Annotated in this window: 12 protein-coding genes; 8 read left to right on the top strand and 4 right to left on the bottom strand. The window is 65.2% G+C overall.

Annotation, left to right across the window (positions count from 1 at the left end):
• Window positions 1–164 precede the first annotated feature (164 nt).
• Entirely contained in the window at window positions 165–947 is a 783-nt protein-coding gene (locus ABIA45_RS02145; RefSeq protein ID WP_404650980.1) for an enoyl-CoA hydratase/isomerase family protein, read from the top strand.
• Between the two features lie 133 nt (window positions 948–1,080).
• Here ABIA45_RS02145 and ABIA45_RS02150 read toward each other — a convergent pair whose 3' ends face one another.
• The 3 genes from ABIA45_RS02150 to ABIA45_RS02160 form a co-directional block, all read right to left on the bottom strand.
• On the bottom strand, window positions 1,081–1,509 hold the full coding sequence (locus tag ABIA45_RS02150) for a heme-binding protein (protein WP_404650981.1): 429 nt from the start codon (window positions 1,507–1,509) through the stop codon (window positions 1,081–1,083).
• Window positions 1,502–4,495 (bottom strand): FAD-binding and (Fe-S)-binding domain-containing protein, encoded by a 2,994-nt coding sequence (locus ABIA45_RS02155; RefSeq protein ID WP_404650982.1) that lies wholly within the window; start codon window positions 4,493–4,495, stop codon window positions 1,502–1,504. The genes ABIA45_RS02150 and ABIA45_RS02155 overlap by 8 nt, the downstream gene beginning before the upstream one ends.
• Before the next feature lie 104 nt (window positions 4,496–4,599).
• A complete protein-coding gene (locus tag ABIA45_RS02160) occupies window positions 4,600–5,346 on the bottom strand; it encodes a GntR family transcriptional regulator (RefSeq protein ID WP_271537265.1) in 747 nt (248 codons plus the stop codon).
• A 133-nt stretch (window positions 5,347–5,479) separates the two neighbouring features.
• Between ABIA45_RS02160 and ABIA45_RS02165 the strand changes: the two genes are divergently transcribed.
• The 7 genes from ABIA45_RS02165 to ABIA45_RS02195 all read left to right on the top strand — a co-directional run bounded on the left by ABIA45_RS02165 (window position 5,480) and on the right by ABIA45_RS02195 (window position 13,199).
• The gene (locus tag ABIA45_RS02165; RefSeq protein WP_271537267.1) at window positions 5,480–6,682 is read left to right on the top strand and encodes an alanine--glyoxylate aminotransferase family protein; all 1,203 of its coding nucleotides are present in this window, start codon (window positions 5,480–5,482) and stop codon (window positions 6,680–6,682) included.
• Between the two features lie 146 nt (window positions 6,683–6,828).
• Entirely contained in the window at window positions 6,829–8,028 is a 1,200-nt protein-coding gene (locus ABIA45_RS02170) for a pyridoxal-phosphate-dependent aminotransferase family protein (RefSeq protein WP_404650983.1), read from the top strand.
• 57 nt (window positions 8,029–8,085) lie between these two features.
• Entirely contained in the window at window positions 8,086–8,883 is a 798-nt protein-coding gene (locus tag ABIA45_RS02175) for an enoyl-CoA hydratase/isomerase family protein (protein ID WP_271537270.1), read from the top strand.
• A gap of 155 nt (window positions 8,884–9,038) precedes the next feature.
• The gene (locus ABIA45_RS02180; protein WP_271537272.1) at window positions 9,039–10,013 is read left to right on the top strand and encodes a tripartite tricarboxylate transporter substrate binding protein; all 975 of its coding nucleotides are present in this window, start codon (window positions 9,039–9,041) and stop codon (window positions 10,011–10,013) included.
• Between the two features lie 74 nt (window positions 10,014–10,087).
• Complete coding sequence (locus tag ABIA45_RS02185; RefSeq protein ID WP_036007459.1) at window positions 10,088–10,630, top strand: tripartite tricarboxylate transporter TctB family protein; 543 nt, start codon at window positions 10,088–10,090, stop codon at window positions 10,628–10,630.
• Window positions 10,631–10,646: 16 nt separating this feature from the next.
• Window positions 10,647–12,164 carry a tripartite tricarboxylate transporter permease gene (locus ABIA45_RS02190; protein WP_271537278.1) on the top strand — a complete coding sequence of 506 codons (1,518 nt, stop codon included), beginning with the start codon at window positions 10,647–10,649 and terminating at the stop codon, window positions 12,162–12,164.
• Window positions 12,165–12,332: 168 nt separating this feature from the next.
• Entirely contained in the window at window positions 12,333–13,199 is an 867-nt protein-coding gene (locus ABIA45_RS02195) for an outer membrane protein (protein WP_271537280.1), read from the top strand.
• A gap of 89 nt (window positions 13,200–13,288) precedes the next feature.
• On the opposite strand, the gene ABIA45_RS02200 is transcribed toward ABIA45_RS02195, so the two are convergent.
• Entirely contained in the window at window positions 13,289–14,482 is a 1,194-nt protein-coding gene (locus ABIA45_RS02200; protein WP_271537282.1) for a CaiB/BaiF CoA-transferase family protein, read from the bottom strand.
• Window positions 14,483–14,518 lie beyond the last annotated feature (36 nt).

A 14,518-nucleotide genomic window follows, 5' to 3' on the forward strand; every position in this document is an offset into this window, starting at 1 on the left:
GTGATCAAATCTCCGGTCAGGATAACGCGCGCAAGCCCCAGTTCAATCGCGAAGCGAAGTTGCGCCCACACGCTATGGTGAGGCGACCCTGCAGATTGCCCTTGCGCGCGCCGCCGGTCCTGCCGCAAATGGCTGCAAAACGGGACCAAGCGAGCGAGCATGTCATGACCGACACCACAGCCGTCATCACCGAGAAGCGCGGGCAGGCGTTCTGGATCACCATCAACCGGCCGGAGAAACGCAACGCGCTGAACGGCGAGGTCATCGCCGGGATAACAAGAGCCTATCGCGACGCGCATGAGGACAAGCACGTCCGCGTCATCGTGCTGACGGGCGCGGGCGACAAGGCGTTCTGCGCGGGCGCCGACTTGCAGAATTCCGGCGCGGCTTTCGCGATGGATCATTCCAAACCAAATGTCGACTATGCCGATCTGTTACGTTTGTCACAGAACGCGACCAAGCCGGCGATTGCGCGCCTCAATGGCGTCTGCATGGCCGGCGGCATGGGCCTTCTGTGCATGACCGACATGGCGGTTGCGGCCGATCACGTCGTCTTTGGCCTGCCGGAGGTGAAGGTCGGCGTGTTCCCGATGCAGGTGCTGAGCCTGCTCCAGCGCATCGCTCCGCCCCGTCTCGTCAACGAATGGGCGCTCACGGGCGAGCGGTTCGACGCCAGGGCCGCGCAGGCCGCGGGCCTGCTCAACTATGTCGTGCCTGCCGCCGAGCTCGATGCCAAGGTCGACTGGCTGATCGGCCGCATCGTCGACAAATCCCCGACCGCGATCCGCCGCGGCAAATACGCCATGCGCGCGATCGCCTCGATGTCGTTCGACGAGAGCATCGCCTACACCGAAAGCCAGATCGCGCTGCTCGCGATGACCGAGGACGCCAAGGAAGGGTTGAAGGCGTTCAGCGAGAAGAGGAAGCCGGTCTGGACGGGGAGGTGAAGAGGCAGGGGTACTGCACTCTGCTGTCATTCCGGGGCGCGCCACTTGGCGCGAGCCCGGAATCCATTTGTCGATATAATCTGCTGCTTGATGGATTCCGGGCTCGCGCTGCGCGCGCCCCGGAATGACAATCTCAGCCCGCGTTCGCCTTCAACCCCGCCGCTTGGATGCCTGCGACCGCGCAGGCCTCGTCGTTGTCCGAGGTGTCGCCGGAGACGCCGACCGCGCCGAGCAGGGTCGCGCCGTTCATGATCAGCACGCCGCCGGGCACCGGCACCAGCGCGCCCTTGGCGATCGTGTTCACGGCATCGACGAAATAGGCCTGCTCCTGCGCGCGCTGGAACAAAGCGCGCGAGCCCATGCCCATGGCGAGCGCGCCATAGGCCTTGCCATGCGCGATCTCGGCACGCATCAGGCTGGTGCCGTCCTGGGCGGCCGCGAGCTTGAGCACGCCGCGCGCGTCCAGGATGGTGACGACCAGCGGCTTCAGCTTGAGCTCGCCGGCCTTCGCGAAGGCGGCGTCGAGGATTTTTCGGGCGGTGTCGAGAGTGAGGTCAGCCATGGCTGGTTTCCTTTGCAGCTGGAGAAATGAGGTTGGACTTGACGCGATCGAGGCTTTTGGCGCGATCGAGGCTCATGGCCAGCACGCGCGCGACGTGAAGCGCTTCGCGCTGGGTGCCGTCGTGGATCTGGTGCCGGCAGGAGGTGCCATCGGCGACGACTAGCGTATCCGGGTCCGCGCGCCGCACGGCCGGCAGCAGCGACAGCTCGGCCATCTCGATCGACGCATCGTAGGTGTCCGCGCCATAGCCGAACGCGCCAGCCATGCCGCAGCAGCTCGACTCGATGGTCTCGACCTTCAGCCCCGGGACGAGGCGCAGCACCTGCTCGACCGGTTTGAAGGCGCCGAAGGATTTTTGATGGCAATGGCCATGCACCACGGCCTTGTCGGCGACGATGCCGAGCGGCAGTTGCAGCCTTCCGGCCTCGGCCTCGCGCACCAGAAACTCCTCGAAGGTCAGCGCGTGGGCGCCGATCGCCTTGGCCTCGTCGTCCTTGCGCAGTGAAGCGAGCTCGTCGCGCAGCGTCAGGAGGCAGCTCGGCTCGAGGCCGACGATCGGCACGCCGCGCGCCGCGTATGGCGCGAAGGCCGAGACCAGCCGGTCGAGCTCGACCTTGGCTTCGTCAACGAGGCCGGCTGACAGGAATGTGCGGCCGCAGCACAGCGGACGGCTGCCGCTCGCAAGTTTTGGCAGATGCACGCGATAGCCGCCGGCCGTGAGCACGCGCAGAGCGGCGTCCAGATTCTCGCGCTCATAGATGCAGTTGAAGGTATCGGCGAACAGCACGACCTCGCGGCCGGTCTCCGGGCCGATGCTTTCGGCGGGCGGCACGAACACATCGCGGCGGAAGGCGGGGAGGGTCCGGCGTGCGCTGATGCCGGCGAAGCGCTCGAACAGCCTTCGCAGCAGCGGGCTGCTGTTTCGCAAATTCGCCAGCGGCGCGAAGCGCGAAGCAAGGCCGGCATAGCGCGGCAGATATCCGACGAGCCGGTCGCGCAGCGTCAGGCCGTGAGAAGCGGCGCGCGCGGCCAGCACCTCGATCTTCATCTTGGCCATGTCGACGCCAGTCGGACATTCATGGCGGCAGGCCTTGCAGGAGACGCAGAGTTTGAGCGTCTCCATCATCTCGTCGGAAGAGAGCGCATCCGGGCCGAGCTGGCCGGAGATCGCAAGCCGCAGCGTATTGGCGCGGCCGCGGGTAACGTCCTTCTCGTTGCGCGTGGCGCGATAGGACGGGCACATCACGCCGCCCTCCAGCTTGCGGCAAGCGCCGTTGTTGTTGCACATCTCGACTGCGCCCTGGAAGCCGCTGCCGGCGCCGGGATAAGCGGACCAGTCGAGCTTCGTCTTCAGCTCGCCGACCCGATAATCCGGCTTGAAGCGGAACAGCGAGCGGTCGTCCATCCTGGGCGCATCGACGATCTTGCCGGGATTGAGCACGCCGGCGGGATCGAAGCGCTGCTTCACCTCCCTGAAGTCGGCGACGAGGCGCTCGCCGAACATGGCCTCGTGGAATTCGGAGCGCACCAGCCCGTCGCCGTGCTCGCCGGAATGCGAGCCCTTGTACTCGCGCACTAGGGCGAAGGCCTCTTCGGCGATGGCGCGCATGGCCTTGACGTCCTTCTCCAGCTTCAGGTTCAGAACGGGGCGCACATGCAGGCAGCCTTCCGAGGCGTGCGCATACATCGTGCCGCTGGTGCCGTGCTTGGCGAACACTTCGTTCAGCCGTGCGGTGTAGTCGGCGAGGTGCGGCAGCGGCACGGCGCAGTCCTCGACGAAGGAGACCGGCTTGCCCTCCTGCTTCATCGACATCATCACGTTGAGGCCGGCCGCGCGGAAATCGGCGATGCCGCTCTGCAGCGCCGGCTCGGTGATCTCGACCACGCCGCCCCATTTACGCGTGTCGTTGTTCCAGCCGAAGCCGAGATCGCCCATCAACTCGCCGAGCTGCTTGAGGCGCACCAGATTGTCCGACTGGTCTTCTTCGGCGAATTCGACCACCAGCACGGCGTCGGGATCGCCCTTGATCGCCGCGGAGATGACGGGTGCGAACATCGCGATGTCGCGGCCGAGCGCGATCATGGTGCGGTCGACCAGCTCGACAGCGATCGGCTTGAGCTTGACGAGGTGCTGGGCCGCGTCCATCGCCTCGTAGAAGCTGCCGAAATGGCAGACGCCGAGCGCCTTGTTGCGGATCACGGGCCACAGCTTCAGCTCGACCTTGGTGGTGAAGGCGAGGGTGCCTTCGGAGCCGACCAACAGATGCGCCATGTTGTTCGGCGCATTGCGCGGCACCAGCGCATCGAGATTGTAGCCGCCGACGCGGCGCTGCACCTTTGGGAAGCGCGCGGCGATCTCGTCGGCCTCGCGGGTGCCGAGGTCGAGCATGTCGCGGAACAGGGCGCGGGTGCTGTCGCCGGCCTCGAGGTCGGAGAGATCGCGCGCGACCTCGCCAAAGCGGCTCAGCGTGCCGTCGGCGAGCGATGCCTCCATCGACAGCGTGTTGTCGCGCATCGTGCCGTAGCGAAGCGAGCGGCCGCCGCAGGAATTGTTGCCAGCCATGCCGCCGATGGTGGCGCGGGAGGCCGTGGAGACGTCAACCGGAAACCACAGGCCGTGCTTTTTGAGCTGACGGTTGAGGTCGTCGAGCACGATGCCGGGCTCGACCACGCAGGTGCGGCCTTCGACGTCGAGCGACAGGATCCGGTTGAGGTGCTTGGACAGATCGATCACGAGGCCGTCATTGACGGTCTGGCCGCATTGCGAGGTGCCGCCGCCGCGCGGGGTGACCTTCAGCCCCTCGTCGCGCGCGATCGCCAGCGCCCGCAGGGCCTCGTCCATGGTCTTGGGGACGACCACGCCTGATGGCATGATCTGGTAGAACGAGGCGTCGGTGGCGTAGCGGCCGCGGCTGAAGCCGTCGAACAGCACGTCGCCGGTCAATTCCGACCGCAGGCGCCGTTCGAGCGAGGAGGCGTTCGTCATCCCTGATTCCGGACTGACCCGGCCAGGCTCAGCCTTGCTGGGATATTCATTGTGGTTCCTGACCGACTATATTGCGAATGCAAAATGGGCAAGCCGGGCGCCCCTCAAGGCGATGCCGGCGCGCCCTCTTGGGGCTCGGTCAGGTGCTCGATCGCTGCCGTCCGTTTGTTGCGCAGATGCTGGAACAGGATGTCGCTAAGCTCGCTCCCGGCGCGGCGGCGCAATGCATCGAGAATGGCCTCGTGCTCACGCATGGCTTCCGCCCAGCGCTGCCGCTTGCGGGCGAAATTGGCGGAGTAGCGGACGCGTCGGATCCGGCCGGCGAAATTGGCGTAGGCGATCTTCAGCGTCTCGTTGCGCGCGGCCGCGACGATGCTCTCGTGGATGCGCTGGTTGGCCTGGAAATAGCCGTGCATGTCGCGATGCAGGTAATGGCCGTACATCTCGTAGTGCAGCTGCTCGATCGCCGTGATTTCCGCATCCGTTATGGCTTCGCAGGCGAGGCGCCCTGCCAGGCTTTCCAGGCCTGCCATGACGTCGAACAGTTCCTCGATATCGCGCTGGCTGAGCTGGCGCACCCGTGCGCCGCGGTTGGGCAATAGCTCGATCAGGCCCTCGGCGGCGAGCACCTTGAGCGCCTCGCGCAATGGCGTGCGGGAGATGCCGAGCATCTCGCAAAGCTGCCGCTCGGGAACGCGCGCACCTTCGGGAATATTGCCTTCGACCACGTAATCGCGCAGCCGCAGCAGGATCTCGCCATGCAGCGAGGCCTCGTGACGGTTTTCCTGGCGATCGCCATTGCCGGCGAGCGGGGTGATCGGAACTCCATTGTCGGGAATCGTGGATTTCATTTGCAGTACGGTAATTTGCCCGATTGGTCGCGTCGATGTTCGAAATCGAATACCAGATTTTGATTGAAGGGACAAAAAATGAATGCAAAATAGCTGGAAGAGCCGGCCGTAACTCGCCGGAAGGGAGCTTTGCATGCCTCAGGGACGCCATTTCCTGCAGATTCCGGGCCCGAGCCCGATCCCCGAGCGCGTCCTGCGCGCGATGGACATGCCCGTCATCGACCACCGCAGCGCCGAATTCGGCGAACTCGGCCGGACGGTACTCGAAGGCAGCCAGAAGATCTTCCAGACCAAGGGGCCGGTCGTGATCTTCCCTTCATCCGGGACCGGCGCCTGGGAAGCCGCGATCGTCAACACGCTGTCGCCGGGCGACAAGGTGCTGATGGTCGAGACCGGCCACTTCGCCACGATGTGGCGGCAGATGGCCGCCCGCTTCGGCATCGAGGTCGATTTCGTCCCGGGCGACTGGCGCCGCGGCGCCGATCCCACGGTGATCGAGGCCAAGCTCTCCGAAGACGCCGCGCGCACCATCAAGGCGGTGATGGTCGTGCACAACGAGACCTCGACCGGCGCGACCAGCCGCATCGCCGAGATCCGCGCCGCGATCGACCGCGCCTCGCATCCGGCACTCTTGATGGTCGACACCATCTCCTCGCTCGGCTCGGTCGACTATCGTCACGACGCGTGGAAGGTCGACGTCAGCGTCAGCTGCTCGCAGAAGGGTTTCATGCTGCCGCCCGGCCTCGGCTTCAACGCGATCTCGGACAAGGCCTTGGCTGCGTCCAGAACCAACAAGATGCCGCGTTCCTATTTCGACTGGGAGGAGATGCTCAAGCCCAACGCCAAGGGCTTCTTCCCCTATACGCCCGCGACCAATCTGCTCTACGGCCTGCGCGAGGCGATCGCGATGCTGCTCGAGGAGGGGCTCGACAATGTTTTCGCGCGGCATCAGCGGCTCGCCGCGGCAACGCGGGCCGCGGTCAACCATTGGGGTCTCGAAGTGCTCTGCCAGGAGCCTTCGGAGTTCTCGCCGGTCCTGACGGCCGTGCTGATGCCGCCGGGGCATGATGCCGATCAGTTCCGGAAAGTCGTGCTCGACAATTACAACATGTCGCTCGGCTCGGGCCTGTCGAAGGTCGCCGGCAAGGTCTTCCGTATCGGCCATCTCGGCGAATGCAATGCACTGACGCTGCTCGGCGCGCTTACCGGCGTCGAGATGGGCCTGTCGGTGGCCGGCGTGCCGCACCGCTCCGGCGGTGTGGATGTCGCGATGAAGCTGCTGGAGCAGCGCCCGCCGGGCAATGCCGCGCCGCATCTGAAGATCGTCGGCACGTAAAGGTCAGCACGCAAAGGTGGTCGCGACGGAGCGGCCGAGGGCAGGCCGGCCCGCTATGCACGAACGGCCCTTTGGAGGAGAGGACAAGCCGGTCAAATGGTGCTATTCGGCGCCACCAAACCAAGGCAAGACCGGGAAGGACGCCGATGACCGTGCATACTGGAAGGCATTTCTTACAGATTCCAGGACCGACCAATGTGCCCGATCGGGTGCTGCGGGCGATGGATATGCCGACGCTGGACCATCGCGGTCCGGAGTTCGCCGAGCTCGGTTTTGCCGTGCTTGCCGCAATGCAGCGCGTATTCCGCACCAAGCAGCCCGTGATCATCTTCCCCTCGTCCGGTACCGGCGCCTGGGAAGCGGCGATGGTCAACGTTTTCGCGCCCGGCGACAAGGTCTTGATGTGCGAGACCGGCCAGTTCGCCGTGCTGTGGCGCGGCATCGCCGACAAGTTCAAGCTCGATGTCGACTTCATCCCGAGCGACTGGCGCCATGGCGCCGACCTTGCGGAGATCGAGAAGCGCCTTGCCGCCGACAAGCAGCACGCCATCAAGGCGGTCTGCGTCGTGCACAACGAGACCTCGACCGGCTGCGTGACGCCGCCGCTGGAGGTGCGCAAGATCCTCGACCGCACCAAGCATCCGGCGCTGCTGATGGTCGACACCATCTCCGGCCTCGGCTCGATGGAATATGAGCACGACGCCTGGGGCATCGACGTTTCGGTCGCGGGCTCGCAGAAGGGCCTGATGCTGCCGCCGGGCCTCGGCTTCAACGCCGTCTCGGAGAAGGCGCTCGCCGTGGCGAAGGCCAACCCCGGCATGCGCTCCTACTGGGACTGGCAGGAGGTCATCAGCTTCAACAAGCTCGGCACCTTCCCCTACACGCCCGCAACGAACCTGCTCTACGGCCTGCGCGAGGCGGTGAAGATGCTGGAGGAGGAGGGGCTGGAGAACGTCTGGACCCGCCACAAGCGCCACAGCGCCGCGACGCGTGCTGCGGTCAAGGTCTGGGGCCTCGAGACGCAATGTGCTGATCCCGCCGCGCATTCGCCGGCGCTGACCGGCGTGCGCGTGCCCGAGGGCTTTGATGCCGACGCCTTCCGCAAGGTGGTGCTGGAGAACTTCGACATGTCGCTCGGCACCGGCCTGAACAAGATCAAGGGCAAGGTGTTCCGCATCGGCCATATCGGCCATTTCAACGATCTGATGCTGATGGGCACGCTCGCCGGCGTCGAGATGGGCCTCGATCTCGCAAAGATCCCGCACCGGAGCGGCGGCGTATTGGCGGCCATGGACGTCCTCAAGGGACGCGACGTTGTGCCGATGACCAAGGCTCAAGTTGCCTGAGGCTCAGGTTGCCTGATGGCGGCCTGACTGAACTGTAGTGAAGGAAGTGAGCGCGCGATGAACGCACCGACGACTGCCAACGAAGACCTGCTCTACTCCGTCACGGACGGCATCGCGCGGATCACCTTCAACCGCCCGCAGGCGCGCAACGCCATGACCTTCGCCATGTATGACCGCATGGCGGAGATCTGCGAGGAGATCAACGCCGACCGCTCGATCAAGGCGCTGATCCTGACCGGCGCGGGCGACAAGGCGTTCGCCTCCGGCACGGACATCTCGCAATTCCGCGCCTTCAAGACCGCGCAGGATGCGCTCGACTACGAGGCGCGCATCGATCGCGTGCTCGGCACGCTCGAGCAGTGCCGCGTGCCGGTGATCGCGGCGATCGCCGGCGCCTGCACCGGCGGCGGCGCAGGGATAGCGGCCTGCTGCGATCTTCGCATCGGCACCGAGACGACGCGGATGGGCTTTCCGATTGCGCGCACGCTCGGCAACTGCCTGTCGATGTCCAACATCAGCCGCATCGTCGCGCTGGTCGGTCCCGCCCGCACCAAGGATATGATCTTCAAGGCGCGCCTGGTCGAGGCGCAGGAGGCGCTGGCGCTCGGCCTGCTCAACGAAATCGTGCCTGACGTTGAGACGCTGCAGCGCCGTGCCGACGAGACTGCAAAGCTCGTCGCCAGCCACGCGCCGCTGACGCTGGAAGCGACCAAGGAAGCGGTGCGCCGCATCCGCCGCACGCTCTCGCGCGAGGAAGGCGAGGACCTGATCCTGAAAGCCTATATGAGCGAGGATTTCCGCGAGGGCATGGATGCCTTCCTCAACAAGCGGACGCCGGTCTGGAAGGGCAAGTAAGTCTCACGGGCTTTCGGCTCCGTCAGTCGAAAGTCATATGCGCGCAATTGCCCGTCTGCTTGAACTCTACAGGATTAATCCGCACTATGCAGCGATAGAATTTTCCGCACCTACAACTCAAAAAACATCAGGGGACGAAACTCGTGCGAATTCCAGTGAAAGCCCTCGGCGCTGCGACGGCGCTGTTGTTGAGTACGCCGGCCGTTGCGGCCTGGGAGCCGACGAAACCGGTGGAGATCGTGGTGGCGGCGGGCGCGGGCGGCGCCTCCGACCAGATGGCCCGGATGATGCAGGCCGCGATCCAGAAGAACAATCTGATGAAGCAGCCGGTGGTGGTCTCGCTCAAGGGCGGTGCCTCGGGCGCGGAAGCGCTGATGTACATGAAGTCCAGCGAGGGCGATCCCAACAAGGTGCTGATCGCCTATTCGCTGATCTACATGCTGCCGCTGTCGGCGAAGATCCCGTTCAACTGGCGCGAGCTGACGCCGGTCGCGGTGGTCGCGCTCGACCAGTTCGTGCTGTGGGACAACAGCGCGGGCCCCAAGACGCTGAAGGAATTCGTCGCGGCCGCCAAGGCTGCGAGCGCGCCGTTCAAGATGGGCGGCACCGGCTCCAAGCGCGAGGACCACGTGCTCACCGTGTTCCTGGAGCAGAAGACCGGCGCGAAATTCTCCTATCTGCCCTACAAGTCGGGCGGCGAGGCCGCGACCCAGCTGGTCGGCAACCACACCGAAGCCAACGTCAACAACCCATCCGAAAATCTCGAGGTCTGGCGCGCCGGCCAGGTGCGTCCGCTCTGCGTGTTCGACAGGGAGCGCATTGCCTATAGGACCAAGGTGACCGACACCCAGTCCTGGGCCGACATCCCGACCTGCAAGGAGGAGGGCGTCGACGTGCAATATCTGATGCTGCGCGCGATGTTCCTGCCCGGCAAGGTCACGCCGGAGCAGCAGGCGTTCTACGTCGATCTGTTCCACAAGGTGACGCAGACCGCGGAATACAAGGACTACATGGAGAAGCAGGCCTTGAAGCCGATCTTCCTCACCGGCAAGGACATGGTGCAGTTCCTCGAGGAGGACGATGCGCTGAACAAGTCGCTGATGACGGAAGCCGGCTTCGTTGCGAAGTAGCTGTCCCTTTTTTCTCCCTCTCCCCGTTCTTACGGGGAGAGGGAGAATTGAACGCACTCCGTCCCTAACAGTCCATGTCCCAAACCGATATCGAAATCGTCGTCGAGGATCCCACCGCGCCCGAAGACGATTCCCCTTCCGTCGTCTCTTCCGGCACGATCGAAATCGTCGTCTGCCTGCTGCTGCTCGCGCTCGCGGTCACGCTCGGCTACGACAATTGGCGCACCGGCGCGTCCTGGGACGCGACCGGGCCGGAGCCCGGCTATTTCCCGTTCTATCTCTCCGTCATTCTCGCCGGCGGCAGCCTCTACGGTCTGATCGCCGCGCTGCTTGCGCGGCGCGCCTCGTCCGGAACCTTCGTCACGCGCGCGCAAGGCCGCCGCGTGCTGGCGGTGTTCGTGCCGACGTCGCTGTTCTGCCTGGCGACGCAGTTCCTCGGCCTCTATGTCGCGAGCTTTCTCCTGATCGCGGGCTTCATGCGCCTCGTCGGCCGGATCGCGTTGTGGAAGTCGCTGCTCACCGCGTTCGCGTTCACGGCCATCATGTTCGTTACCTTCGACGTCGCCTTCGACGTCATCATGCCGAAGGGGCCGCTCGAAGCGGCCCTCGGGCGCTAGGCGGAGCCCCCGCGCGATGGAAGCTCTCGGTCTCCTGCTCCACGGCTTTGCCGTCCTGCTGACGTGGAAGACGCTCGTGCTCATGATGGTCGGGCTGGTGCTCGGCATCTTCGTCGGCGTGCTGCCCGGGCTCGGCGGCCCCAACGGCGTCGCGATCCTGTTGCCGCTGACCTTCACGATGGACCCGACCTCGGCCATCGTGATGCTGTCCTGCATCTATTGGGGCGCCTTGTTCGGCGGTGCCATCACCTCGATCCTGTTCAACATCCCGGGCGAAGCCTGGTCGGTCGCGACCACTTTCGACGGCTATCCGATGGCGCAGCAGGGCAGGGCGGCGGAGGCGCTGACTGCGGCGTTCACCTCTTCCTTCGTCGGCTCGCTGGTCGCGGTGCTCCTGATCACCTTCCTCGCGCCGATGATCTCGTCCTTTGCGCTGAAATTCGGCCCGCCCGAGTTCTTCGCGGTGTATCTCCTCACCTTCTGCTCCTTCGTCGGCCTCGGGCGCGAAGCCAAGCACAAGACCGTCATCTCGATGTCGCTGGGCCTTTTGCTCGCCGGCATCGGCATGGATACGGTGTCCGGCAGTCTGCGCATGACCTTCGGCTCGCCGGAGCTCCTGCGCGGCATCAACTTCCTGGTCGCCGTCATCGGCCTGTTCGGCATCAGCGAGATCCTGCTGACGATGGAGGAGCGCCTTGCGCTGCGCGGGCATGCGGCCAGCATCTCGCTGCGCGTCGTGCTCGGCGTCTGGAAGGATCTGCCGAAATACTGGGTGACGCTGCTACGCTCCTCCTTCATCGGTTGCTGGCTCGGCATCACCCCGGGCGGTGCGATCGCGGCCTCCTTCATGGGCTACAATCTGGCAAAACGCTTCGCCAAGGAGCCCGCGAGCTTCGGCAAGGGCCGCATCGAGGGCGTGTTCGCGCCGGAGACGGCGGCGCATGCCTCCGGCACCTCGGCGCTGCTGCCGATGCTGGCGCTCGGCATTCCCGGCTCGGGCACGGCCGCGATCCTGCTCGGCGGGCTGATGGTGTGGGGCCTCAATCCGGGGCCGCTGCTGTTCGTCGAGCACAAGGATTTCGTCTGGGGCCTGATCGCCTCGATGTATCTCGGCAACGTCGTCGGCCTCGTGCTGGTGCTGACGACGGTGCCGATCTTCGCCTCGATCCTGCGCGTGCCGTTCGCGGCGGTGGCGCCGATGATCGTGGTGTCCTGCGCGATCGGCGCCTATGCCATCCAGAACGCGATGTTCGACATCTGGCTGATGCTGGGCTTCGGCGTGGTCGGCTACGTCTTCAAGAAGATCGGCATTCCGCTGGCCCCGTTCACCCTGGCGCTCGTGCTCGGCAACCGTGCCGAGGATGCCTTCCGCCTGTCGATGATCGGCTCCGGCGGCACCTTGAAGGTGTTCTGGTCGAACGGCCTAGTCGGCTCGATCACGACCCTGGCGATTGTGCTGCTGTTCTGGCCGGTGATCGACGGCCTGCTCGGCCGTGTCGGGTTGACGCATGGGACCAAGGCGACATCGCCCTAGGGTGGTAGAGAAATATTTTTTAAATCAATGGCTTATGTCAAGGTTAGCTCTTTGATCCGGATGCCACCGCGATCTGCGATTGTTTCCGAATGTTGCCGCGGCGGCACAGCCCTTGGGTGAGGATGCGCGTATATTTCGATCACAAGATCGTGCAAGGGGGAATTCTCCATGAAGCGGATAGTGATTGGAATGGCGGCTGCGATGTCGCTGTTTGCCACGGGCGCGCTGGCCGCCGATCTCGCGGCAAAGCCGTACGTCAAGGCGCCTATGGTCGATCCGGTCTGGAGCTGGACGGGCTTCTATGTCGGCGCCAACGGCGGCTACAGCTGGGGCCGTTCGCGCACTGACGTCACCTACACCAACACGGCGACCGGTGCGGTGATCGTGCCGCCGGCCGGATCCGTCACCAACGCCTCGTTCGACATGAACGGTGCCGTCGCCGGTGGCCAGGCCGGCTACAACTGGCAGAGCGCGAATTGGGTGTTCGGCATCGAGGGCGACCTGAATTGGTCGGACGAGAGGGGGCGCGCCGGCTTCAACTGCGCCCCCACCAGCCTTGCAGGCGGCGCCTGTCTTCCGGGCCTGACCTTTCTGCCCCCCGGCGCTGCTGCCGGCACCACTCTGACGCTCGACCAGGATCTGCAATGGTTCGGCACGGTCCGCGGCCGCGTCGGCATTCTGGCGACGCCGAAAGTGCTGTTCTATGGCACCGGCGGTGTGGCCTTCGGCGAGATCAAGACCACGGGCACTATCGCCGGTTTCACGCCGGCTGGTGTCGCGGTCGCCTCGACCAGCTCTTCATCGGACACGCGCGTCGGCTGGACCTTGGGTGCCGGTGTGGAAGGCAAGATCACTCAGAACTGGAGCGCCAAGCTCGAATATCTCTATGTGGATCTCGGCCGGTTCTCGTCAGGTCCGTTCTCGCTCGCGCCGTTGCCCACGATTGCGGCCAGTGCTTCCTCTCGCTTCACAGACCACATCCTGCGCGCCGGCATCAACTATCAGTTCGGTGGCCCGGTGGTCGCCAAGTACTGAGCGACGAAGTACTGAGATCAACAAGGCGTCCAACAACAAGCAAAGCCCGGCTCGCGCCGGGCTTTGTCGTTGCAGTGGGGCCTTGAGATTCACACCACCTTCGCGTCTTTGAGCCTTCCGATCTCGTCGGTCTCGAAGCCGAACTCCTTCAGCACTTCGTCGGTCTGCTCGCCGAATTCCGGCGGCCGCGCCACCATCCTGCTCGGCGTGCGCGACAGCGTCACGGGCTGGCCGACCAGGCGGATATGCCGGCCTTCATCGTTCGGCACGTCCTGCGCAATGTCGAGATGCTTGACCTGCGCGTCCTCGAACATCTGGTCGATGGCGTAGATCGGCCCGCAGGGCACGCCGGCCTCGTTGAGCTCGCGGACCCAGGTCTCGGTCGACTTCGTCACGGTGCGCTTCTCGATCTCGGCGTTGAGCGCATCGCGATTCTTCGAGCGGGCGGGAGCCGTCGCATAGTCGGGATGAGTGTAGAGCTCCGGCGCGCCGATCGCCTGCGCACAGCGCTCCCAGATCCGCCCGCCCGTGGTGGCAATGTTGATGTAGCCGTCCGAGGTCTTGAACACGCCGGTCGGAATGCTGGTCGGATGGTTGTTGCCGGCCTGTTTGGCGACCTCCTTCTCCATCAGCCAGCGCGCGGCCTGGAAGTCGAGCATGAAGATCTGGGCCTGCAGCAGCGAGGTCTGCACCCACTGGCCCTTGCCCGAGACCTCGCGCTCGAGCAGGGCGGTGAGGATGCCCATCGCGCAAAACAGACCGGCACTGAGATCGGCGACGGGGATGCCGACCCGCATCGGGCCTTCGCCCGGTGCGCCGGTGATCGACATCAGCCCGCCCATGCCTTGCGCGATCTGATCGAAGCCCGGCCGCTTGTGGTAGGGGCCGTCCTGGCCGAAGCCGGAGATGCTGCCATAGACGATGCGCGGGTTGATCGCGGCGAGGCTGTCGTAGTCGATGCCGAGCTTCTTCTTCACGTCGGGCCGGAAATTCTCGACCACGACGTCGGCCTTGACGGCGAGGCGCTTGAACACCGCGAGCCCGCGCTCGTCCTTCAGGTTCAGCGTCATTGCCCGCTTGTTGCGGTGCAAATTCTGAAAGTCGGAACCGCGCCGCGGCCCGCCCGGCTGCTCGCCGCCGGCATCCTCGGTCAGCGCGTCGATCTTGACGACGTTGGCGCCCCAGTCGGCGAGCTGGCGCACGCAGGTCGGCCCGGAGCGGACACGGGTCAGATCGAGCACGGTGAAGCGCGACAGGGCTTCCGAGGCATGCGGGAAGGGCATCGTGAAAGGCTCCGGGACAGATTGGGCGCCTACCAT

Origin of the sequence: Bradyrhizobium sp. USDA 336, assembly GCF_044908355.1 — a bacterium.
GTDB classification, from domain to species: Bacteria; Pseudomonadota; Alphaproteobacteria; order Rhizobiales; family Xanthobacteraceae; genus Bradyrhizobium; species Bradyrhizobium yuanmingense.